At 62.0% G+C, this 19642-nt stretch carries 18 protein-coding genes; 9 read left to right on the top strand and 9 right to left on the bottom strand.

Annotated elements, in window-relative coordinates; translation table 11 throughout:
* Window positions 1-53: 53 nt before the first annotated feature.
* The 5 genes from ABID16_RS22925 to ABID16_RS22905 all read left to right on the top strand — a co-directional run bounded on the left by ABID16_RS22925 (window position 54) and on the right by ABID16_RS22905 (window position 6822).
* Window positions 54-1613 (top strand): sugar ABC transporter ATP-binding protein, encoded by a 1560-nt coding sequence (locus ABID16_RS22925; protein ID WP_354558706.1) that lies wholly within the window; start codon window positions 54-56, stop codon window positions 1611-1613.
* Entirely contained in the window at window positions 1600-2595 is a 996-nt protein-coding gene (locus ABID16_RS22920) for an ABC transporter permease (protein WP_354558705.1), read from the top strand. The genes ABID16_RS22925 and ABID16_RS22920 overlap by 14 nt, the downstream gene beginning before the upstream one ends.
* Window positions 2592-3497 carry an amidohydrolase family protein gene (locus tag ABID16_RS22915; RefSeq protein WP_354558704.1) on the top strand — a complete coding sequence of 302 codons (906 nt, stop codon included), beginning with the start codon at window positions 2592-2594 and terminating at the stop codon, window positions 3495-3497. The genes ABID16_RS22920 and ABID16_RS22915 overlap by 4 nt, the downstream gene beginning before the upstream one ends.
* Before the next feature lie 401 nt (window positions 3498-3898).
* Complete coding sequence (locus ABID16_RS22910; protein WP_354558703.1) at window positions 3899-4936, top strand: TRAP transporter substrate-binding protein; 1038 nt, start codon at window positions 3899-3901, stop codon at window positions 4934-4936.
* Window positions 4933-6822, top strand: coding sequence for a TRAP transporter large permease (locus tag ABID16_RS22905; protein WP_354558702.1), 1890 nt, complete (start codon window positions 4933-4935; stop codon window positions 6820-6822). Before ABID16_RS22910 ends, ABID16_RS22905 begins: the two co-directional genes overlap by 4 nt.
* A gap of 162 nt (window positions 6823-6984) precedes the next feature.
* Here ABID16_RS22905 and ABID16_RS22900 read toward each other — a convergent pair whose 3' ends face one another.
* Window positions 6985-7419 (bottom strand): cupin domain-containing protein, encoded by a 435-nt coding sequence (locus tag ABID16_RS22900; RefSeq protein WP_354558701.1) that lies wholly within the window; start codon window positions 7417-7419, stop codon window positions 6985-6987.
* Entirely contained in the window at window positions 7419-7817 is a 399-nt protein-coding gene (locus ABID16_RS22895) for a tautomerase family protein (RefSeq protein ID WP_354558700.1), read from the bottom strand. The genes ABID16_RS22900 and ABID16_RS22895 overlap by 1 nt, the downstream gene beginning before the upstream one ends.
* 107 nt (window positions 7818-7924) lie before the next feature.
* On the opposite strand from ABID16_RS22895, the gene ABID16_RS22890 reads away from it, so the two are divergent.
* Window positions 7925-8842, top strand: a complete 918-nt coding sequence (locus tag ABID16_RS22890) for a LysR substrate-binding domain-containing protein (RefSeq protein WP_354558699.1) — start codon at window positions 7925-7927, stop codon at window positions 8840-8842.
* 83 nt (window positions 8843-8925) lie between these two features.
* Here the strand turns inward: ABID16_RS22890 and ABID16_RS22885 are convergent, their stop codons facing one another.
* From ABID16_RS22885 to ABID16_RS22860, 6 genes are all read right to left on the bottom strand, one after another.
* Window positions 8926-9819 carry an NAD(P)-dependent oxidoreductase gene (locus ABID16_RS22885; RefSeq protein ID WP_354558698.1) on the bottom strand — a complete coding sequence of 298 codons (894 nt, stop codon included), beginning with the start codon at window positions 9817-9819 and terminating at the stop codon, window positions 8926-8928.
* Window positions 9820-9829: 10 nt separating this feature from the next.
* The gene (locus ABID16_RS22880; protein WP_354558697.1) at window positions 9830-10135 is read right to left on the bottom strand and encodes a putative quinol monooxygenase; all 306 of its coding nucleotides are present in this window, start codon (window positions 10133-10135) and stop codon (window positions 9830-9832) included.
* Window positions 10136-10146: 11 nt separating this feature from the next.
* On the bottom strand, window positions 10147-11505 hold the full coding sequence (locus tag ABID16_RS22875; RefSeq protein ID WP_354558696.1) for an NAD(P)H-dependent oxidoreductase: 1359 nt from the start codon (window positions 11503-11505) through the stop codon (window positions 10147-10149).
* 301 nt (window positions 11506-11806) lie between these two features.
* Entirely contained in the window at window positions 11807-12694 is an 888-nt protein-coding gene (locus tag ABID16_RS22870) for a ribokinase (RefSeq protein WP_354558695.1), read from the bottom strand.
* On the bottom strand, window positions 12694-13563 hold the full coding sequence (locus ABID16_RS22865) for a MurR/RpiR family transcriptional regulator (protein WP_354558694.1): 870 nt from the start codon (window positions 13561-13563) through the stop codon (window positions 12694-12696). The genes ABID16_RS22870 and ABID16_RS22865 overlap by 1 nt, the downstream gene beginning before the upstream one ends.
* 22 nt (window positions 13564-13585) lie before the next feature.
* Complete coding sequence (locus ABID16_RS22860; protein WP_354558693.1) at window positions 13586-14566, bottom strand: sugar phosphate isomerase/epimerase family protein; 981 nt, start codon at window positions 14564-14566, stop codon at window positions 13586-13588.
* Window positions 14567-15152: 586 nt separating this feature from the next.
* On the opposite strand from ABID16_RS22860, the gene ABID16_RS22855 reads away from it, so the two are divergent.
* The gene (locus tag ABID16_RS22855) at window positions 15153-16028 is read left to right on the top strand and encodes a hypothetical protein (protein ID WP_354558692.1); all 876 of its coding nucleotides are present in this window, start codon (window positions 15153-15155) and stop codon (window positions 16026-16028) included.
* 287 nt (window positions 16029-16315) lie between these two features.
* On the opposite strand, the gene ABID16_RS22850 is transcribed toward ABID16_RS22855, so the two are convergent.
* Window positions 16316-16906 carry a TetR/AcrR family transcriptional regulator gene (locus tag ABID16_RS22850; protein WP_354558691.1) on the bottom strand — a complete coding sequence of 197 codons (591 nt, stop codon included), beginning with the start codon at window positions 16904-16906 and terminating at the stop codon, window positions 16316-16318.
* A gap of 227 nt (window positions 16907-17133) precedes the next feature.
* Between ABID16_RS22850 and ABID16_RS22845 the strand changes: the two genes are divergently transcribed.
* Both ABID16_RS22845 and ABID16_RS22840 read left to right on the top strand, forming a co-directional pair.
* Window positions 17134-17799 carry a helix-turn-helix transcriptional regulator gene (locus ABID16_RS22845; protein WP_354558690.1) on the top strand — a complete coding sequence of 222 codons (666 nt, stop codon included), beginning with the start codon at window positions 17134-17136 and terminating at the stop codon, window positions 17797-17799.
* Entirely contained in the window at window positions 17789-19498 is a 1710-nt protein-coding gene (locus tag ABID16_RS22840) for a ShlB/FhaC/HecB family hemolysin secretion/activation protein (protein WP_354558689.1), read from the top strand. Before ABID16_RS22845 ends, ABID16_RS22840 begins: the two co-directional genes overlap by 11 nt.
* Window positions 19499-19642 lie beyond the last annotated feature (144 nt).

Here is a 19642-nt window from a genome sequence, read left to right as displayed (position 1 = left end):
TGTCAGGCGCGGTCTTGGCCGCGCCTGCACACGACAAGGCTTTGGAGGACGCGATGTCCGCATCTCAACAATCGGCCGCCGCTGAGGCGCGTCATACCGGCACTGCGGCACCGCTGTTGCAGCTTCTGAACATCGAGAAGCGTTACGGCCTCAACCATGTCCTGAAAGGCGTCAACCTGACGCTCGAAGGCGGCTCGGTGCATGGGCTGCTCGGCGAAAACGGTGCGGGCAAGTCCACGCTGATGAAGGTCGTCTTCGGACTCGTGCAGCCGGATTCCGGCACGATCGAGCATGGCCGCCACGGCATGGTCCGCATTGTCGATCCGCGCCACGCCCTCTCGCTCGGCATCGGCCTCGTCAGCCAGGAACTCAATCTCGTCCCACAGCTCGACGTCGCGCAGAACATGTTTCTCGGCGCAACCGGCGCGCTTGGCCTCATTCCGCGCGCCGAACTGCGTCAGCGCGCCGCGCGCATTCTGTCGGAACTCGCACCGCATATCGATGTGACGGCACAGGTCGACCGGCTCGGCATGGCCGACCGCCAGCTCGTCGAAATCGCCCGGACACTCGCCAAGGGTGGCGAGATCATCGCCTTCGACGAGCCGACCTCGAGCCTCACGCCCAACGAGCGCGACAATCTCTTTGCCGTCATTCGCAGCCTGAAGGCCGCCGGCAAGGCCATCATCTACATTTCCCACCGCATGGATGAAATCCGCGCCATCTGTGACACGATCACCATCCTGCGCGACGGCAAGGTCATCCTCTGCGATCAGGTCGCCCGCCACGACGATCAGGCCATCAACGAAATGATCACCGGCCGCCAACTCGGTGCGGTCATGCGCCAGGGCCACAATGCGGTGAGCGCCACCGGACCGGTCATGCTGGAACTGAAGCACGTTTCGACCAAGCGTATCGCCGATATTTCGCTCAGTGTCCGCGCAGGCGAAATTCTCGGCCTTGCCGGCCTTGTCGGCTCCGGCCGCTCGGCCACGCTGCGCGCCATTTTCGGCATCGACCCAGTGACCAGAGGCGAGATCCATGTCGGCGGCGCGCCCGCCCGCATCGGCAACTCCAACGACGCCATCGAATGCGGCATCGCCTACATTCCGGAAGACCGGCGCGGCAAGGCCATCATTCCGATGATGAGCATCGAGGGCAATTTCGGCCTCGCCAACCAGAAGCGCTTTTCCCTCTTCGGTTTCACGAAAGCCGCCGAGCGCAAGGCGGCGATCCGCAACTATGTCAAGGAGATGGGCATCAAGCCCGGCGATATTCGCCTGCCGCTCGGCAATCTCTCGGGCGGCAACCAGCAGAAGGTCGTGATTGCCCGCTGGCTCCAGACGCAGGCGCGTGTGCTGCTGTTCGACGAGCCGACGCGCGGCATCGATGTCGGCGCCAAGGCCGAGATGTACGCACTGCTGCGCGATCTGGCCGCCAAGGGGGCTGCCATCATCGTCGTCTCGTCGGAACTGCCGGAGGTGCTGTTGCTCAGCGACCGCATCGCCACCATGAACAAAGGCCGTGTGTTCTCCATCGAAGCCAATGGCGAAGGCATGACGGAAGAATATCTGCTCGGAAAGATGGCGGGGGAGACACAGAATGTCCAAGAGTGAAACCATGGGAGCGCCCGCAATGACACAGGCAAACAAGCGCGGGGTCTTCAACCTGCTCAAGCAGGGCGAATTTGCCCGCAAGGCGAGCGTGCTCTCCGGCTGCGTTGCCCTCTTCATCGTCTTTTCGGCGCTGACCAGCAGCTTCTACCAGCCGGCCAACCTGCTCGACATCCTGCTGCAATCCTCGATCAATGCGGTGATTGCGGTCGGCATGACGCTGGTCATCATGACCAAGGGCATCGATCTTTCGGTCGGCTCCATCGTCGGCCTGTCCAGCATGGTCGCCGCCGACATGGCCAACCAGGGCGTGGCCGTCGGCATTCTCGCCGGGCTCGGCGTCGGTCTCGTCTGCGGCTTCGTCAACGGCATCCTGATCGCCAAGCTCAAGCTGCCGGACTTCATCGTGACGCTCGGCACGCTCAGCATCTTCCGTGGCGCGGCCCTCATCTACACGAACGGCCAGCCGATCTACGGCCTGCCGGACAGTTTCCGGGATCTCTTTGCCGGCCAGCTGCTCGGCGTGCCGACCCCGGTCGTCTTCGCCGTCGCCATCGCTGCCATCGCCTATGTCATGGTCGCCTTCACCGGCCTGGGCGAGCGCATCGTCGCCAGCGGCGGCAATGAGGAAGCCGCACGCCTCTCCGGCATCAATGTCGAGACGGTCAAGGTCATCGTCTACACGCTGTCAGGCCTGCTTTCGAGCATCGCCGGCTTCATCCTCATTGCCCGCATCGGCGCGGCCGAACCCATTGGCGGCCAGGGCTTCGAGCTTCAGGCCATCGGCTCCGCCGTCATCGGCGGCGCAAGCCTCTTCGGCGGCGTCGGCAATCCCTTCGGCTCGCTGATCGGCGCTGTCACGCTCGGCGCGTTGCAGAACGGGCTGACGCTGATGAACGTGCCCTCCTTCTGGCAATATGTCGCCTCCGGCTTCGTGGTCATCCTCGCCGTTCTGGCCGACCAGCTGACGCGGCCCCGCCGATGACGGAAGAGACGGAAAACTACCTCGTCGATGCCCATCATCACTTTCAGGACATCGAGACCTATGAATACCCGTGGCTGAACCCCTCCCGGCCGCCGGCGCTCGAAGGCGATCTCTCGGCGATCCGCCGGAACTTCTTGCCTCTCGAATACCGGGAAATCGTGTCGGGCTGGCCGGTCCGCAAATCGGTCCACGTGCAGAACGGCTGGCGGGCGGACGATCCGGTGGGCGAAACCCGCTGGCTCTCCTCGCTCATTGAGGCAGATGGCCTCGACATGGCCATAGTCGGCTATGCCGACCTGTCGAGCCCGGACATTGGCGCAACGCTCGATGCGCATGGCACATTCCCGCAATTTCGCGGCATCCGCCAGATCCTGAACTGGCACGAGAACCCGGCTCTTCAGGTCGCATCCCACCCCGATCTCATGGAACAGCCGGACTGGCGGCGCGGCTTTGGGGAGCTTGCCGCGCGCAACCTCTCGTTCGACCTGCAGCTTTACTGGCCGCAGATGGAAATGGCGCTCGAACTGGCGCAGGATTTCCCGCAGACCGAGATCGTGCTGAACCATTTCGGCATGCCCATCGACCGATCCCCCTCGGCGCTGCGTCATTGGGCGGCCGCGCTCGAACGGCTGGCGCTCACCGACAATGTCAGCGTCAAGCTGTCCGGCTTCGGCCTCGGCCATCCGCACTGGTCGAAGGCCGACACGATCCCGCTGCTTCAGGCCGTCATCCGGGTGTTCGGGCCGGAGCGCACGATGTTCGGAACCAACCTGCCGGTCGATCTTCTCTTCTCGAAACCGCGTCGTCTTTTCGATACGTTCGAGGCCTCCCTGCTCTTCCTGTCGGGTGAAGACCGCAACCGGATCCGCCACGGCAACGCCGAGCGCATCTACCGGCTCTGAGGCGGCTCGCCCGAGACCCGTCAGCCGACCCTGCATGTCCGCCCGATGTCTGCGCCGGGCATTTTCCATCGCTGCATGAAGCCGAAGAAGCTTTTTATTTCAAAAACTTGGAGGGCGTTTTCCGGAAGATGCGCGCCTCCAAGTGCGCAGGGAGCGATTTTTAAGTTTTTCTAAAAAAAACTCCAAGATAAATGAATTGATCTTCAAAACCCTGATCCGTAACGTTCTCTTGCGAGTGAAAACGGGTTTTCACTCCGGAGGAGGTGGCCCTCGGGGATCGACGCGGACGAGCTTCGTATCGATGGGCCTTTGTGAATCATCATCACCATCATTTGCCGGACAGGTCCGGTCGAGGTGACAGTAGGAATGCCGGCGGTTTCACCCCGGCAATGGGAGGATCTATGGACTCGAAATCGAACACACAAATCGCATCTGGCCTGTCCAGGCGCAGTTTTCTGGTGGCCAGCGCCGCCGTGCCGGTTTTCGGCATTCTGACCAAGCGCGCGTCCGCCGCAGAATTCAGCATGAAGGTCGCCACCGGCCAGTCGATCACGCAGCCGATCAATGCGCGGCTTCAGCAGGCCTGCGAGCGGATCCAGGCCGCGTCCGGCGGCAGGATCGAACTCAAGTTCTTCCCCGCCAGCCAGCTTGGCTCGGACACCGATCTGATCACCCAGGTTCGCGCCGGCGGCATCGATTTCCTCAACATCGCCGGCTCGGTCATCTCGACCGTGGCACCGGGCGCGGCCGTCACCAATGTCGGCTTTGCCTTTGCCGATTATGACCATGCCTGGAAGGGCGTCGACGGCGTGGTCGGCGAATATGTCCGCGGCCAGATCGAAAAGGCCGGCCTGATGCTGGTCTCCAAGGCCTCCGACAACAGCTTCCGCCAGATCACATCCGCCTCGAAGCCGATCAAGACGCCGCAGGACCTGAAGGACTATCGCATCCGCGTTCCCGTCTCGCCGATCTTCACGTCGCTCTTCTCCTCGCTCGGCGCCAGCCCGACTTCGATCAACTTCAATGAGCTTTACACGGCCCTGCAGACCAAGCTCGTCGACGGCCAGGAAAACGGCCTTGTGGCGATCGATTCCGGCAAGCTCTACGAAGTGCAGAAATACGTCTCCGAAACCAACCACATCTGGGACCCCTTCTGGCTCGTCGGCAACCGCCGCTCCGTTTCCAGTCTGCCGACCGACCTTCAGGAACTGGTGCGCAAGGAGTTCGACCGCGCCTCGCAGGAACAGCGCGACGATGTCGTGAAGCTCAACGGCACGCTCAAGGACAAGCTCGTGACGGCGGGCCTCACCTTCGAGACCGCCGACAAGCCGGCTTTCCGCAAGGCGCTGAGCGACAGCGGCTTCTACAAGACCTGGAAGGAAAAGCTGGGTGCGGATGCGTGGAAGGCGCTGGAAAGCATCACCGGTGATCTCACATGAGCAGCCCGGCCCATCATCAGGCCGAAGGCCGGGAGGGGGGCGCTGCTCTCCTTGCCGGTGGCGGGACGCGGCTTGAGACCGTCGAATCCGCCGTCCGGCTTCTTGTCGAGATCACGGCCGCAGCGCTTGTCGCTGCGGAAGTGATCCTTCTCTTCACGGGCATCGCGTTCCGCGTTCTGCACCGTCCGCTCATCTGGTCGGACGAGCTTGCCTCCATTCTCTTCATCTGGCTTGCCATGTTCGGCTCGGTCGTCGCCCTCATGCGCGGCGAGCATATGCGCCTCACCTTCGTGGTCGACAACCTGTCGCCGCGTGCGCAGGCGTGGTGCGAAACTCTGGCCGTCGGCGCCATGTGCGCCCTCTTCGCCATGCTGATGCACGCCTCCATCCTGTATGCCGAAGACCAGAGCTACGTCGAGCTTCCGGCCCTTGGCTGGTCGGGCATGGTGCGTGCGCTCGCCGTGCCGGTCGGCTTCGCCTTCGCCATTCTGGTCTGCCTGCTCAAGCTGGCCCGCCATGCGCCCAAGGACATTGCCGCCGTGCTGGCCATCTTCGTCGTGGTGGGCACGGGCCTCTATGTCGCGATGCCGCTCTTTGCCGCCATCGGCAACTGGTCGCTCGTGATCTTCTTCGTCGGTCTGCTCTGCATCGGCGTCCTGTCCGGCGTGCCCATCGCCTTCTCCTTCGCGCTGGCGACCACGTCCTATCTTCTGGCCACCACATCCACGCCGCTGACGATCATCATCGGCCGCATGGATGAGGGCATGAGCGGGCTCATTCTTCTGGCGATCCCGCTTTTCGTGCTGCTCGGCCAGCTGGTGGAAGTCACCGGCATGGCCAAGGTCATGGTGAACTTCCTCGCCTCGCTGCTCGGCCATACCAAGGCGGGCATGTCCTATGTGCTTCTCGGTGCCATGGTTCTGGTTTCGGGCATTTCGGGCTCCAAGACCGCCGACATGGCGGCCGTGGCCCCGGTTCTCTTCCCGGAAATGCGCCGCCGCGGCATGCCGGAAGGCGAACTCCTTTCGCTTCTCGCCGCTGCCGGCGTGATGAGCGAGACCATTCCGCCCTCCATCGTGCTCATCGCGATTGCATCGAGCACGGGCGTCTCGATTGCAGCGCTCTTCACCGCAGGCATCTTCCCAGCCATCCTGCTCGCACTGGTTCTGGCCATCGTCGCCCGCTACCGCGCGGCGCGGGAACCGGGCCAGATCGAGGTGACGCGCGCGCCGCGTTCCGTCGTCATGAAGGCGCTCGTCACCGCCGTGCCGGCGCTCATCCTGCCCTTCCTCATCCGCTCGGCGGTGGTGGAAGGTGTCGCAACCGCCACGGAAGTCTCGACCATCGGCATCGCCTATGCGCTGGTTCTCGGCCTCCTCGTCTATCGCGGCGGGCTCACATGGAACAGGGTTCTGCCCATGCTGGCGCGCACCGCCTCGCTTTCGGGTGCGATCCTGTTCATCGTGGGCGCGGCCAGCGCCATGTCGTGGGCGCTGACACAATCGGGCTTCTCGCATGTGCTGGCGCAGGCCATGGCGGCGGTTCCCGGCGGCAAGACCGGCTTCATGCTGATCTCCGTCGTCGCCTTCATCGTGCTCGGCAGTCTGCTCGAGGGCATTCCGGCGATCGTGCTGTTCGGACCGCTGCTCTTCCCGATCGCGCATCAGTTCGGGATCAACGAGGTGCATTACAGCATCGTCGTGGTGCTCTCGATGGGTCTCGGCCTCTTCGCTCCGCCCTTCGGCCTCTGCTATTACGCCGCCTGCATCATCGGCCACGTGCCGCCGGAAGCCGGGATGCGCAGGATCTGGGTCTATCTGGCCGCGCTCTTCGCCGGCATCCTCGTCCTGGCTCTGGTGCCGTCGCTCTCCACCATGTTCCTGTGACCTATTGAGGTCGCGGAACACAGTGGCGGGCCAAGCGCCCGCTCATGGTTCCTCCCTGGAAGTGCCCGGCCCCGGCCGGGCATTCTCTGTTGGTGGGGGGCACGGTATCAGCCAAGGATGGCCCGCGCGAAGACGCAAAGGTGAAACTGTACTGCATCGCGATCATCGCTGAACGCCTTCCTGTTCCACCGGGCCGAACCATTCGACTGCGGCGCCGTTCATCACGGGTTGAACGCTGAGATAGTGGAAAGGACAGGTGGGGGCGGCCCCGTGCCAATGGCGCTCGCCGGGCGCAAACCAAACGGCGTCGCCGGCGCGAATTTCGATCGGCTCGCTACCCTCCCGCTGAACGAAGCCCACACCCTCGGTCACAAAGAGAAGCTGGCCGCGCGGATGGCTATGCCAATGGGTGCAGACACCCGGCGGAACAAAGGCGCGCATCGCCGTCATTTCGCCCTCCCTCCGGCTCGATAGCAGCGGCTGGACGAGAAATGCGCCGCTTGAGACCCCTGAAGGTGCAGCCACGATCCCTTCGCCGGCACGAAGGATCGTCATGGACGACGGGCAGCTCGCCTGCATGTCAAAGGCACTTCCCATCACGCCCCCTCCCCGATGGAGACTGCGGCCGACAAGCCAGAGGCAAAGGACCAGTCCTCGCCGGTTGAATTGACAATGGCGACCATAACATCATCCGGCCTGACACCCGGAGACGCCGCCAGGTTCTCGACCAGCCTGCGGTAGAACAACGCTTTCGTCTCAGTCGACCGCGCCTTGCCGGTCGTGATGTGGAAGAAGATGTAATCGTCCGTACGCAAACCGGCGCGATAGGTCCTGTCAAAGATCAGTTCCTCCGGCCGGTGCTGATGGATCGCGACGAAGCGATCCTTCTCGGGAACTTCGAAACAATCGACAAGGGCCCGGTCCAGCGCATCGGCAACAGCGGCAAGATAGTCCGCCGGTTTGCCGGTCAGCAGGGAAATTCGCGTGAAAGGCATTTCTGTGCTCCATCAAAGACAATTGACAGTCACAGTATGGCGCGGCATCATCATCCTGATAATCGGATTATTCAGGATTAAATATCCTGTTTTTCAGGATAGTTTCCATGCGCCTCACCAATCTCGATATGGACGCCCTGCGCAGTTTTGTGACCGGCATTGATGCCGGTTCCTTTGCGCAGGCAGCGGATCGGTTGGGTCGTTCGACATCTGCGATCAGCGCTCAGCTCAAGAAGCTGGAAGATCAGACGGGCACGGCGCTGGTGCGGCGATCGGGGCGCGGTTTGGCTCTGACGGACGGCGGGGAAGCACTTCTTTCTTATGCCCATCGGATTTTGAAACTCAACGACGAGGCGGTCAACGCCGTTCAAAGCCCCAAACTCGAGGGATGGATTCGGCTCGGCATTCAGGAAGATTTCGGCGAAAACCTCCTGCCCCATGTGCTCGGTCGTTTCGCGCGCGCGCATCCCAAGGTCCGTATAGAGGGCCGTATTGGCCGGAATATCGAGTTGAAGGAGAAGATCGCATCGGGCCATCTTGATCTGGCGCTTGCCTGGGATGACGGCACTGCACCGGATGCTGAACGCATCGCGTCGCTGCCGCTTTGCTGGCTTGGTCCTGCAGAAGAGGACCCGTTGTGGCAGGCAGGTGGAGGCGAACCACTGCCGCTTGCCGTGCTGGAAGCGCCGTGTCTGCTTCGCACGCTCGCATGCAACTATCTCGATCGCGCCGGCATCGCCTGGCGCATTGCCTTCGTCAGCCCCAGTCTGGGCGGGCTTTGGGCCGCCACGGCCGCCGGGCTTGGAATCGCGCTTCGCACACCCTTCGGACGCCCTTCCGGTGTGCAGATATTGGACGCTGGCGACTATAATCTTCCGAGCTTGCCTTCGCTCGGTCTCAGCCTTCTCGGTCTGGGCAAGCCGGATCATCAGATCAGCGCCCATCTTGCGACAATCATCGGGCAGGCATTGCGGGATCGTCTGCCAGAGGCATGGGTGCTGGAGGCCCAACAGGAGCGGAAATAGATACGTCACGCCGAAATAGAAAAAGAAAACCCCCGAGGCCGGGAGGATGGCTCGGGGGTCAATTCTTCAGCGATGCAGGCTTTTTATGTCAGCATGTTCATGCGGCGCAGTTCGAGGATGACGCCGCTGTGGTCGAGATCGCCGTCGCCGTTTTCCACCATGGCGCGGAAGAGCTTGTCGACTTCGAGGCTCACGGGCAGCGTCAGGCCGCGGCTTCTCGCGAAATCCATCGCCGTGGACGTGTCCTTGAGCTGATACTTGGCCGGACCGCCGGGTTGGAAATTCCCCTCGACCATCCGCAGGCCATGCTGGCGGAAGATGGTGGAATCGGCAAAGCCGCCCAGTAGCGCCTCGCGTACCTTGGCCGGATCCGCCCCGCCGCTTTCAGCCAGCGTGAGCGCTTCCGCCACCGCGCAGATCGTCGTCGCGACAATGAGCTGGTTGGCGAGCTTGGTCAGCGCCCCACTGCCGGACGGGCCGACATGGGTCACGCGACCCATCGGCGCGAAGACATCCGCCAGCGCCGCAACGGTCTCCGCCTCGCCGCCTGCCATGATGGCGAGCGTGCCTTCCTTGGCACCCTTCTCGCCGCCGGAAACCGGGGCGTCGACGCAGGCGATCCCCTTGTCCGCTGCGGCCTTGGAAATGGCGACGGCCGTTTCGACGGGGATCGAACTCATGACGACGAGCGTTGCGCCCGCCTTCATATGGTCGAGCGCGCCGCCTTGTGCAGCCAGCACCTCTTCGCAGACCGGGCCGGAAGAGAGCATGCAGATAACGACACCCGCCCCTGCTACCGCCTCAGCCACGTTCGATGCGACAGCGACGCCGGCTCCTTCCAGAGCCGACGCCTTTTCTGTTGTTCTGTTCCAGGCCTTGACCGCGAAACCCGCCTGGGCAAGCCGGGAGGCCATCGGCCCCCCCATGATGCCCGTGCCGATCACCGCGATATGGCTTGCCGTGTCCGGCTTCGTCATTGCCCTCTCCTCAAGGATGCTGGCGGGTGCTGAAGCGAACCGGCCGTTCCTCGACAATAAGGGCTGGAAACGCCTTGCGGAAGCGATCCAGATGCGGGGTCTCCAGATGGGCGTCGAAAGCGGCCCGGTCGTCATAGACCTCATAGAACACAACCGTGTCGGTCTCCCCTTGCGGGCAGATAACATCGAATTGCCGGCACCCGGGTTCGTCGGCCACCGAATGGGCGGCGTCGTCACGCGCCGCCGCCAGAAATTCTGCCATCATGCCCGGCTTGACCTGAAACTCGGCAATGACAACGAAGGCTTGGTTGGTCATGCCCATCCCCCTCATTCCGCTGCGATCTTGGTCGGGCGGAAGTTCTGCTCCATGTCCTGGCGCACCTTCACCACGTCGAGGTCGTTGACGATCTCGACGTCATCGAAGGACACAATCTGGTCCTTCTTGATCGGACGCTTCAGCTTCACATTGTGGGCGAGGCCGATCGGCAGGGCCTTGAGGTCAAGGCTGCGGGTTGCCGGAATGGCGTTGGCCCAGACAGCATAGCCGCCTTCGCCGTCGAGCATTTCGCCCGGCTGCATATCCTTCTTGGCGGTGGCGACAGCATCGCCGCGGAACTCCTTGGAGCAACCGGTCGGTTCGTTGCGGAGCGTGGCGGAGAGAACGCTGACCGAGGTTTCCAGTCCGATGATGTGGAACGGACGCCACATGGAAGCATACCAGCCCGACGGGTCGGTGAGCAGGCCATACTGCTTGAAGCAGGCGCGCGCATATTCGTTATGCGCCTTGAAGGTCACGAACACGCCGTAGCGGATGTTGTTGAACACTTCGCGGCCATCCGGCTCCTGGCTGGCGGCGATATCGACGAGGCCGGAACGGTCCATGCGGCCGCCATCGGCGACGGGGCGGAACACACGGGCAAGGTCATGCAGGCCGGCCGGTGGGAAAGCCAGACCGTTATCCGGGCAATCGAGGCCCGTGCCGTTGGCGACGGCAGCCATTTCGATGGCAGCCTTGGTGCCGTCGGTGAAGGAATTGTAGAGCTTCGGGTTGAGGTTATCCGCCGCGACCTGCTCTTCCGTCCAGCCGAAAAGACCCCAGACCGTGTCCGGCGTCGAGTAGCGGTAGCGCGGCTCGAAGTTCATGCCCTTGCCGGCAGAGGTGATTTCAAAGCCCGTGGCGCGGGCCCAGTCGACGAGTTCGCAAATCAGGGCCGGCTGGTCGCCATAAGCCATGGAGTAGATGACGCCGGCCTTGCGGGCCTTTTCGGCGAGGATCGGGCCAACCATGACGTCGGCTTCGACATTGACCATGATGACATGCTTGCGGCTTTCAATGGCGCCGAGCGCATGGCGCGTGCCGGCGATCGGATGGCCGGTCGCTTCGATGATGCATTCGATCTCGTCGCAGTCGAAGAGGTCTTGGGCGCTGCCGGTCACGAAGGTCGTGCCGTTCTTGACCGCGTCGCCGCAGCTGGAAGCCGCATAGCGCTCCTTCGGCCAGCCGACGCGGGCGAAAGATTCACGCGCCTTGCCAACATCGAGATCGGCCACGCCCACCATGTGGAAGCCCGCAATGCGCTGGGCCTGGGCCAGCACCATCGAGCCAAACTTACCGGCGCCGATGAGACCGACGCGGACGGGGCGGCCGTTGGCGGCGCGCTGAGAAAGAAGAGAGTAAAGGTTCATGTAAAGCATCCTCGGCAGGGGAAGTTTTAAAAGAGCGCCGGGGAAAGCGTCGCAATCGAAATCCGCCCGCGCGCCCCATCGGACACGGCAGGCATGGATCGGTTTGCCGATTGGCCTCCTCCAGACAGCATGGCGACCACCATGCCTCTCCGGCCGCCTCCCAAGCGGCCTATGGAGAGAAGTGTAGGAGGCGAAAGACGTTAGCTCAATTTAGAATATTCAGGGGATTTGTTAGAAAATCTAAAACCGAAAACTCGTAAAGATCACGGGATTCGTTGCCGGTTTCGCGCAGTCGCCACGCTCAGACCCGCTCATCTTCCGGCGTGCTCACCAGCTTTGCCGCCGCCCGGTTGGCGAGATGGAGCGCTTCGGCAAAGCCCAGCCCGCGCGTCAGCGACGCGGCGAACATGCCTATGAATTCATCGCCCGCGCCGTGGGTGCTGGCCACCGTGATGCGGATCGGATCGATCGTCAGCGCGGCGCCCTGCCCGCTCGCATAGGCGACCCCAGCGCCCCCCGCCGTCACCACGACATGCGGCCAGGACCTCGCCAGCAACCGCGCGGCCTGAAGCGCGCCGTCGAGCGTTTCCACCACGTCGACGCCCGAAAGCATCTCCGCCTCGATGGCATTGACCACCAGAATATCGACTAGCCCTTTGAGATCATCCGAAAGCACGCGCGCCGGAGCGGCATTGAGCAACACTTGGCCGCCTGCGGCGCGCACGGCGCGCGCAGCCGCCACATTGGCCGCATCGGGGATTTCGTTTTGCAGCACGAGGATGGCCGTCTCTTCCAGCAGCGCCCGCGCGGCCTCCGCATCTTCGTCACCCAGCGTCAGGTTGGCACCTGAGACGATGACCGCGCCATAGTCGCCGTCCGCATCAAAAATCGCCACGCTCATGCCGGTTGAGCGCGCAGCATTGCGCCGCACATGGGCATGGCCGACCCCTTTGGTGGAGAGATTGGCGATCAGCGTCCGGCCGAAATCGTCATCCGCCACCGCGCCGATCATCTCCGTGCGCGCGCCGGCGCGGGCCGCCGACACGGCCTGATTGCCACCCTTGCCGCCGCATTTCGGATACCAGGAGGTGCCCGTCACCGTCTCGCCCTTGCGCGGCCGCGCCGGGCCATTGACGGCTATATCATAGTGCAGACTGCCGAAGACGGTGACGCGCGGTGTGGAAGCCATCAGGTTTTGTCTTTGCGTTTGGAGGTGACCGCCGACATGGTGCGGTCGAGATTGCGTTCGGCCGAGGCATAGTCGCGCTGGGCGACGACGACGAACAGCGCGTCCAGAATGTTGAGCTGCGCGATGCGCGCTGCGGCATTCTCGCCCATCAGCGGCGATCCCTGTGCGGTCGAGCAGAGCACGATGTCGGCGGATTTGGCGAGCGCCGAAGTGCCGTAATTGGTGATCGCGATCACCCGCGCGCCGTTGCGCCGCGCCAGCTGCGCCGCCTCGATCACCGATGTGCTGTTGCCGGAATGCGAGAAGGCGACAACCGCGTCGCGCGGGTCGAGAAGTGCCGCCGACATCATCATCATGTGCGTGTCGTCACAGACGCTTGCCCTTACCCCGATGCGCAGAAACTTGTGCGCCGCGTCGCGGGCAATCTGCGCCGAGCCGCCCAGCCCATAGAAATCCCGGTGCTTGGCGCGCACCAGAAGATCGGCCGCGCGGTCGAAGGCCTCATAGTCGAGAATGGCCAGCGTTTCCTCCAGCGCCTGCATCGACGTGCGGAACACTTTCTCAACGATGTCGCGCGAGGTGTCCTGTGGCGAGACTTCTCGATGCATTTCGGCGGTCGGCAGGCGATTGTAGCGCACCACGCCCTTCCGGAAGGCGCGATAGCCGGCAAAGCCAAGCTTCTTGGCGATCTTCACCACCATGGCCTCGGACACACCGGCGAGATCAGCCAGATCCTTCAGCGCCGTCTCCTCGGAAAAGTCGCTGAGCGCGAAGACGGTTTCGACAACCTTGGCCTCCAGCGGCGTCAGCATCGGCATCATCATACGGATGCGCGGGCCGACGGCTCTCGGGTCGCTGTCGAAGCTCATACACTCTGCCTCACGATTTCGCTCAACCCAGCATCAGGCTCTGAAGGATGCCCTGCGAGGCGACGGCATCCTGCCGCGCCAGCGCATCCGACAGGCGATTGTCGGCCTCCAGCCGGTTGACCACGTGGAGCATGCGCTTCACTGTCGCAATATTCACCTCGCATTCCCGCACGGGATCGAGCCCGGTGAAGTCCGGGAACGTATCGAAATAGATCGCCCCGTCATAGCCGTCGCGGCGGATCTGGCACAGAAGCTCGACGGTCTGCTGGGCATGCACCGCACCCACCATCAGCCCGTCATCGCGCTTGGCATAGCCGTCGTTGAGATGGACGCCGAGAAGGCGGGAATGGCGCGCCACCAGCGCCGCGGCAAAGGCCGGCTGCTCGTCGGCATAGAGAACATGGGCAAAATCCAGCGTCACGCCAAGATTGGCAGCCCCTACCTCACGGATCGCCAGAAGCGTCGTCGCACAATCGGGCAGAAGGCTGTAGGAGCGCGGCTCGTTCGGCTTGTACTCGATGGAGATCAGGCACTCTGCATCATGGGCGCAAACTTCACGAATTCCCTCAACCTCGTAATCCCACGCCTGCTTGTAATCCACCTGGAAGGCATAGTCGAAACCGTCCTGACCCATCCACAGCGTCATCAGATGGCTCCCGGCGGCGCGCGCCGCATCAATGCCCCTTTTCGTCAGATCGATCGCCTCGCGCCGCACCGCCGGATCGGGGTTCGTGAATGCGCCGAGCTTGAAGGCGGGGTTGGTATAGTAGCGCATCGCAAAACCGTTGACGCTCAGGCCCAGATCGCCCAGCCGCCGCGCAAGGCCTGCCGGATCCTCCGACACATGATCGGGATAGTTTAGGTCGAGATCGGTCAGCCCCTTCACGGTGGCGGCGCGCTCGGCCATCATCATGATCGTCGGCTTGCCCTTGTGGTCCGGCCAGGCGAGATGCGCGGCGGAGCCAAAGGAATTGAGGCGGGTGGCGAAGCGTTGTGCAGTCACGGCGATATCCCATGTGGTCTCAGCTGGTTACTTCACAGATTTTCAAAATTTTGTAAAGATAGATTCTCGCACGCGTCAGCCCAAACCTCAGCAGAGGCGCAACCAGCTGCCGGAAAGGGCGCACGGATCCCGATGCGGGAGCACTGAAAACCGCATCACTGGAAACTCTCCTTTTGATTTCACGCTAACCGGACGCAACGCCGCTGACGCGCTTCAAACGGCCATGTTTGGTATCTGGGGTAAAATCGGTGGCGGCGTGCCGCGGTCAGCGGATAGGAGTGTGCCTATCTTCCGGAAGCATGCCGAAAGCGTCGTTCTCCCGGCCTTTCTGGCACCACGAGAATGTGGCCCGATTGTTGATCGAGCCTTCAGCGACCTGCTCCTCGTCCATAGACACGGATTGCGAGCCGATTATCAGCGAGTCGGCTCAAAGATATCTTCCTGGATAGCATTCGAACCGAGTATGGGCGGCGCGTATTGCACAGTTTTAATGAACATGTGTAATTTTCTGTTGGATTGAGGACGCGGCGCTCACAAAGGCGCTTGCTGGAAATGTCCAGGCTAAGGTTATGCAAAGGACGACAAGGTGAGTTTGACCTTCGACCAAATGATGTCCCATTCGCGCAGGCAGGCAATCATCAAGCAATTGGCTGGCACCTTTGTCGAACTCCATGCCGCCGATCCGCGCGGCGGAACGGTTTTCAGCACACAGCAACGCTGGCTGATGGCGCAGGCGGGGATGGCCATCTGTTTCCGCGATATGACCGGCGACGGGCCGGCGGCATATAGCGGGCTGTTTCTCGACAAGATCGAAGCCGACCAGATTGCCGCGCGCAACACGGCGCATGCCTTCATGCTGGAAATGCGCAAATACGGAACGGTCGTGGAGCGCTCGCCTGAGAAAAAGGGCAAGATCCGCCTGATCACCCTCCCCGAGGCCACGGTTGCCGGTATTGCGATGTGGCTTCTCGTGCATCTGGCTGTCCTCGACAATTTTGACGGCGGGACGCGTAGCAGCCAGTTTCAGCAGACTCCCGGCGCGGTTTCCATCCTGCAGCCCGCCGTGGCTGACGCGTTGATCGCCTCGGAATCCATGCGCGTTCCGAAGGGTGCGTTCGCACATTTCACCTGGTTGAACGAAGGAGGCTACATCATGGATTGCCTCATCTCCCGCCTTCAGCCAGCCGCGAGCGATGCCACACGGCTTTTGACGAACGTGACATCCATCTCGGAGATGGCGGAAGCCGCGATGCTTTCCCACACGCATCTGGCGCGCAAACTGCGCGTTGCAGAGGAACAGGGTTTCCTTGGCTGGACCGGCCGCCGGGGCCGCTCCACCCTGTGGCTATCGACCGAATTCCGGGAAGAATACGAGGCCTATCAGGTCCGGAAGCTGGCATTGATTGAAGAGGCCTTCGAAGCGATCGAGGTGCGCTTCAGCTCAAGTTTAATCCCGGCGTGAGGCTTTTCGCCTGCGACTACTTTTGGGACGATGGGCTTTGCGTTGCTGAGGTTAATTCCATAAATATTTCATGATTAACAATGAGTTGAATGATAGCAGCCGCTCGGCTCGATAGCCTGCGCCGACTTGACAGCCGATGTGCCCTGGCCTGAGAACCGTCCGAGATAAAAGGAACCCGACACAGGTTTTCCGGTCCGGCCGAGCCCATGGATATTGTGACAAAGATCGTTGGACGAAGTGTGAACTTTGAATCCGCCACACGGCGCCGGATCGGGCACCGGCGGCGGTTAGCGGTCCGCAACGGTTCCGAAAAGAATGGCCTTGCTCATCTCACGATACCGGTCGCGGATGTTTTCCGGCGTCGCCACATGAAAACTCTGGTTGGTGCCCCGCGCACCGTCGCAAAGCAACTGCACCAGGCTCTCGACCTTCATCTCCGCCTTGAGGTCGACCCCGCGCTCTGCGAGCATGCCGGCCAGCAACGTGACGAAATCGGCCTGAAAGAGCCTGGCCGCTTCGAACATCACGGGGCGACAGATGCGGAAGGCATAGTCGTTGACCTCCTGTGCGAACGGCGAGGTGGCAAGCGTTCGGCGCGTTTCCCCATAGCGGACGTCAAGTACGCCCGTTACGACATCGAGCAGACCCGCACCCTCGGCAATCAGCCTTTCGCCTTCCCGAAGGCTCTCGTGCCGGGTTCGTTCGTTGCCCAGACGGATCGTCTCGCGAAACGCCTCGTCCTTGCTGCTGAAGTGATGGTAGAGCCCGCGCCGCGTCATTCCGCAATGCCGGGCAAGGTCGCTCATGGTCATGGCTTCGCAGCCATGCTGGAGGAAAATTCCCGTAATACGGAAAACGAGGTCTTCATACACACTCATCGCGGCTGCCTTCGCTTCTCACATATAAACTATTTGAGCAACTTCTTCTTGACCTCAGACCGGACGGATGCGATGAGTTTCTCAGTTTTCCAAGTTACGAGAAGTTTTCCGCCATGCAATTGCCGTTTGGCAGAATGCGACCAAGCCGTGCCTTGTCAAGATACGATCTGCCGAATTGGCCCGCTCCCACCTGTAAATCATGAATTTTGGCGACCGGAGTGCGTTTGATGAGCTACCGGAATTTTCAGGGTTCCGACCCGAGACCGGACTTCGATCTCACTCATCATGCGATGATGGAGACTTTGGATCGAAATGCCGTCGACCAGGCCATCGATGGGGTCTACGCCGCTGCGGTCAGGCAGACCGATACGCAGGAATTCCTGACTGCGCTGGCCGCCCTCCTTGCTGCCGATGCCGTCGTGCTGGAAAGTGGCGTCCGCCCCAGGATGACGACGCTCCCGACCGAGACGCCGCGCATCGTGACCGTCGAACTGCCGAAATCCGATACGACTGTCAGCGCGGCCGTCTTCATGCGAGACGAAAGATCGAGGGAATTCGAGCCGCAGCATCGGGAAATGCTGATGCGGCTTGCGCCCCATATCGCACGCGCTCTGTCCGTCCGAAGGAGGCTGCAACAAAGCGAGCATAACGTTCCGGAGAAGGACATCGATCAGGAAACGCTGCAGCGGCTTTTCCGGCTTGCGCCGTCGCACGCGAAACTGCTCGCGTTGCTGGTCGGCGGAGACCAGATCAAATCGGCGGCGGCGAAACTGGGCGTGACGGAAGGCAGTGCCCGGCAATATTTGAAGAAGATCTTTGAAAAGACCGGCGCACGTCGGCAAATGGACTTGATCAGACTCGCGGACCGGGCTTTATCAAGACATGAAGCCTGATTTGATCCGCAATGTGCAGGAACGGAAGGTAATCGGTCACGCGAGTGAACTCGATTGCGGCCGTTTTGCTCTGCGGTCATGGATAGGCATTTGTGCCTTCGGCTGGATGACGGGCCTTACCCCGGTCTTCGCTGGAAACGCGCCACCGGTGCCCACCGCAGGTGGGGCGGCGATTGAGAGCCAGAAAACACAGCAGGATGTGGAAAAGCTGTTCCGGCCAGAAGCAACAGGTCCGTCTCTCGAAGGCCCGCCCCGGCCGCAACAGGACGTGGGCAAGAAGGGTGGCGTGACCTTTCCGCTCAAACGGGTCGATTTCGACGCGTCGCGCTTCGTTTCGCAGGCAGAGCTTCAGGCAATTGCCGCGCCATATGTCGGCAGGAAAGTCGATATTTCTGACCTTCAGACCATCGTCAAGAAGGTCAACGACGTATTTGCGGCGCGCAATCTCATCACGGCGATTGCCTATCTGCCGCCCCAGGATCTGGGTCAGGGGGTTCTCCACGTCGCCATCGTTGAGGGCAAGCTCGGTGAGATGGCGGTCAAGGGCAATCGTATATTGTCCGATGGCTGGATCAGGTCCGCAGTCGATGTTGCACCGGGCGCAGTCGTGGATGTGCCGGCAATCGAGCGCGATGTCGCGCGTTTCAACGTCTCCAGCAACGCGCAGATCCGCGCTGCTCTGAAGCCGGGTGTCGATTTCGGACTGACCGACATCACACTCTCGGTGCTCGAGCCGCCGACCGATTCCGTGCAGGCGTTTTTCGACAATCAGGGGAGCAAGGCGACCGGCATCTGGGAAGGCGGCCTCAACTACCAGCGCTACAACATTCTGGGCATTGACGATAAGCTCTTCTTCAACGTGCTGGGGTCGGAGGGCAATCACAATTTCAATCTCGCCTATAACCTCCCCTTCAACCGATGGGGCGGACGTCTTGGTGTGAGTGCAGGCTACGGCCAGATCCAGGTGGTCGGCGGCGACTACAAGTTCCTGAATATTACAGGAACGTCCGAGAACGAGGCCTTCAACATCAGCCAGCCGCTCTATGTCGATCCGAGTTGGGCGCTATTGCTCAACGGGTCGGTCGGACGCAGCGTCTCGAAGTCCGAACAGTCCGGCATCAGCATTGCGCAGAACGAGACGATCAAGGAAACTGCCGGCCTGACGGCAAGCTATGCCGGCGCGGTGCTTGCGTTCAGCGTCTCGCCCAGCATTTCGACGAACCAGGCGTTTCTTCATATCGGCGGCTCCCGCTACCAATTCACCAGCGCCAATCTGTCGGCGGCCGGAACGGTCCAAATGCCGCTCGGCTTTGTCGGCAAGGTCAACGGTTCGGCACAGTGGGCGAACCGGACGCAGCTGACGGGCGACCAGCAGTTCCAGATCGGCGGGCCCCTGTCTGTGCGGGGATACGACACCGGCAGCGCCTCCGGCTACGCCGGCTATAGTCTCAGTGTCGAGCTCCATCATACTGTCGCGCCGCAACTGCAGGGGCTCGATGCCTTCGTGTTCTATGACAGGGGATCAGTCTACAATCCCTTCCCCAAGGCCATCGCGATGGAATCCGTCGGTGCAGGGCTTTCCTGGACCGCGTCCAAAAACCTCGTCGCCGACCTGTCCTTCGGTGTTCCCATCGCCAGGGCGGTTGATGGTCAGCCCCGCTATGCCGTCTATCTGAGGCTCGCCACCAGCTGGCCGTGAGCCGCGCCCGCGCCTCCTTCCGTTGAAGCCTATGCGCGCCGGGCGCTTTAACCTCCTGTTATGATTGTTTTTCAACCCGGAAAAGCGGGATTTTTCTGGCGCTATTTTTGGAACGATGCCCCAACAGTTCCGATTTGGGAACTA

The sequence above is a fragment of the Limnomicrobium aquaticum genome (assembly GCF_040545545.1).
GTDB classification, from domain to species: domain Bacteria; phylum Pseudomonadota; class Alphaproteobacteria; order Rhizobiales; family Rhizobiaceae; genus Ensifer_A; species Ensifer_A aquaticum.
This window is presented reverse-complemented; position numbering and strand designations above follow the sequence as displayed.

Bases quoted from the DNA above. Each gene is read 5' to 3' on its own strand.
- ABID16_RS22865 (WP_354558694.1), bottom strand. From the start codon at position 13,563: ATGAGCTTCGACAGCGACCCGAGAGCCGTCGGCCCGCGCATCCGTATG.
- ABID16_RS22910 (WP_354558703.1), top strand. From the start codon at position 3,899: ATGGACTCGAAATCGAACACACAAATCGCATCTGGCCTGTCCAGGCGC.
- ABID16_RS22920 (WP_354558705.1), top strand. From the start codon at position 1,600: ATGTCCAAGAGTGAAACCATGGGAGCGCCCGCAATGACACAGGCAAAC.
- ABID16_RS22870 (WP_354558695.1), bottom strand. From the start codon at position 12,694: ATGGCTTCCACACCGCGCGTCACCGTCTTCGGCAGTCTGCACTATGAT.
- ABID16_RS22925 (WP_354558706.1), top strand. From the start codon at position 54: ATGTCCGCATCTCAACAATCGGCCGCCGCTGAGGCGCGTCATACCGGC.
- ABID16_RS22845 (WP_354558690.1), top strand. From the start codon at position 17,134: ATGAGCTACCGGAATTTTCAGGGTTCCGACCCGAGACCGGACTTCGAT.
- ABID16_RS22900 (WP_354558701.1), bottom strand. From the start codon at position 7,419: ATGGGAAGTGCCTTTGACATGCAGGCGAGCTGCCCGTCGTCCATGACG.
- ABID16_RS22875 (WP_354558696.1), bottom strand. From the start codon at position 11,505: ATGAACCTTTACTCTCTTCTTTCTCAGCGCGCCGCCAACGGCCGCCCC.
- ABID16_RS22850 (WP_354558691.1), bottom strand. From the start codon at position 16,906: ATGAGTGTGTATGAAGACCTCGTTTTCCGTATTACGGGAATTTTCCTC.
- ABID16_RS22885 (WP_354558698.1), bottom strand. From the start codon at position 9,819: ATGACGAAGCCGGACACGGCAAGCCATATCGCGGTGATCGGCACGGGC.
- ABID16_RS22915 (WP_354558704.1), top strand. From the start codon at position 2,592: ATGACGGAAGAGACGGAAAACTACCTCGTCGATGCCCATCATCACTTT.
- ABID16_RS22880 (WP_354558697.1), bottom strand. From the start codon at position 10,135: ATGACCAACCAAGCCTTCGTTGTCATTGCCGAGTTTCAGGTCAAGCCG.
- ABID16_RS22905 (WP_354558702.1), top strand. From the start codon at position 4,933: ATGAGCAGCCCGGCCCATCATCAGGCCGAAGGCCGGGAGGGGGGCGCT.
- ABID16_RS22895 (WP_354558700.1), bottom strand. From the start codon at position 7,817: ATGCCTTTCACGCGAATTTCCCTGCTGACCGGCAAACCGGCGGACTAT.
- ABID16_RS22890 (WP_354558699.1), top strand. From the start codon at position 7,925: ATGCGCCTCACCAATCTCGATATGGACGCCCTGCGCAGTTTTGTGACC.
- ABID16_RS22840 (WP_354558689.1), top strand. From the start codon at position 17,789: ATGAAGCCTGATTTGATCCGCAATGTGCAGGAACGGAAGGTAATCGGT.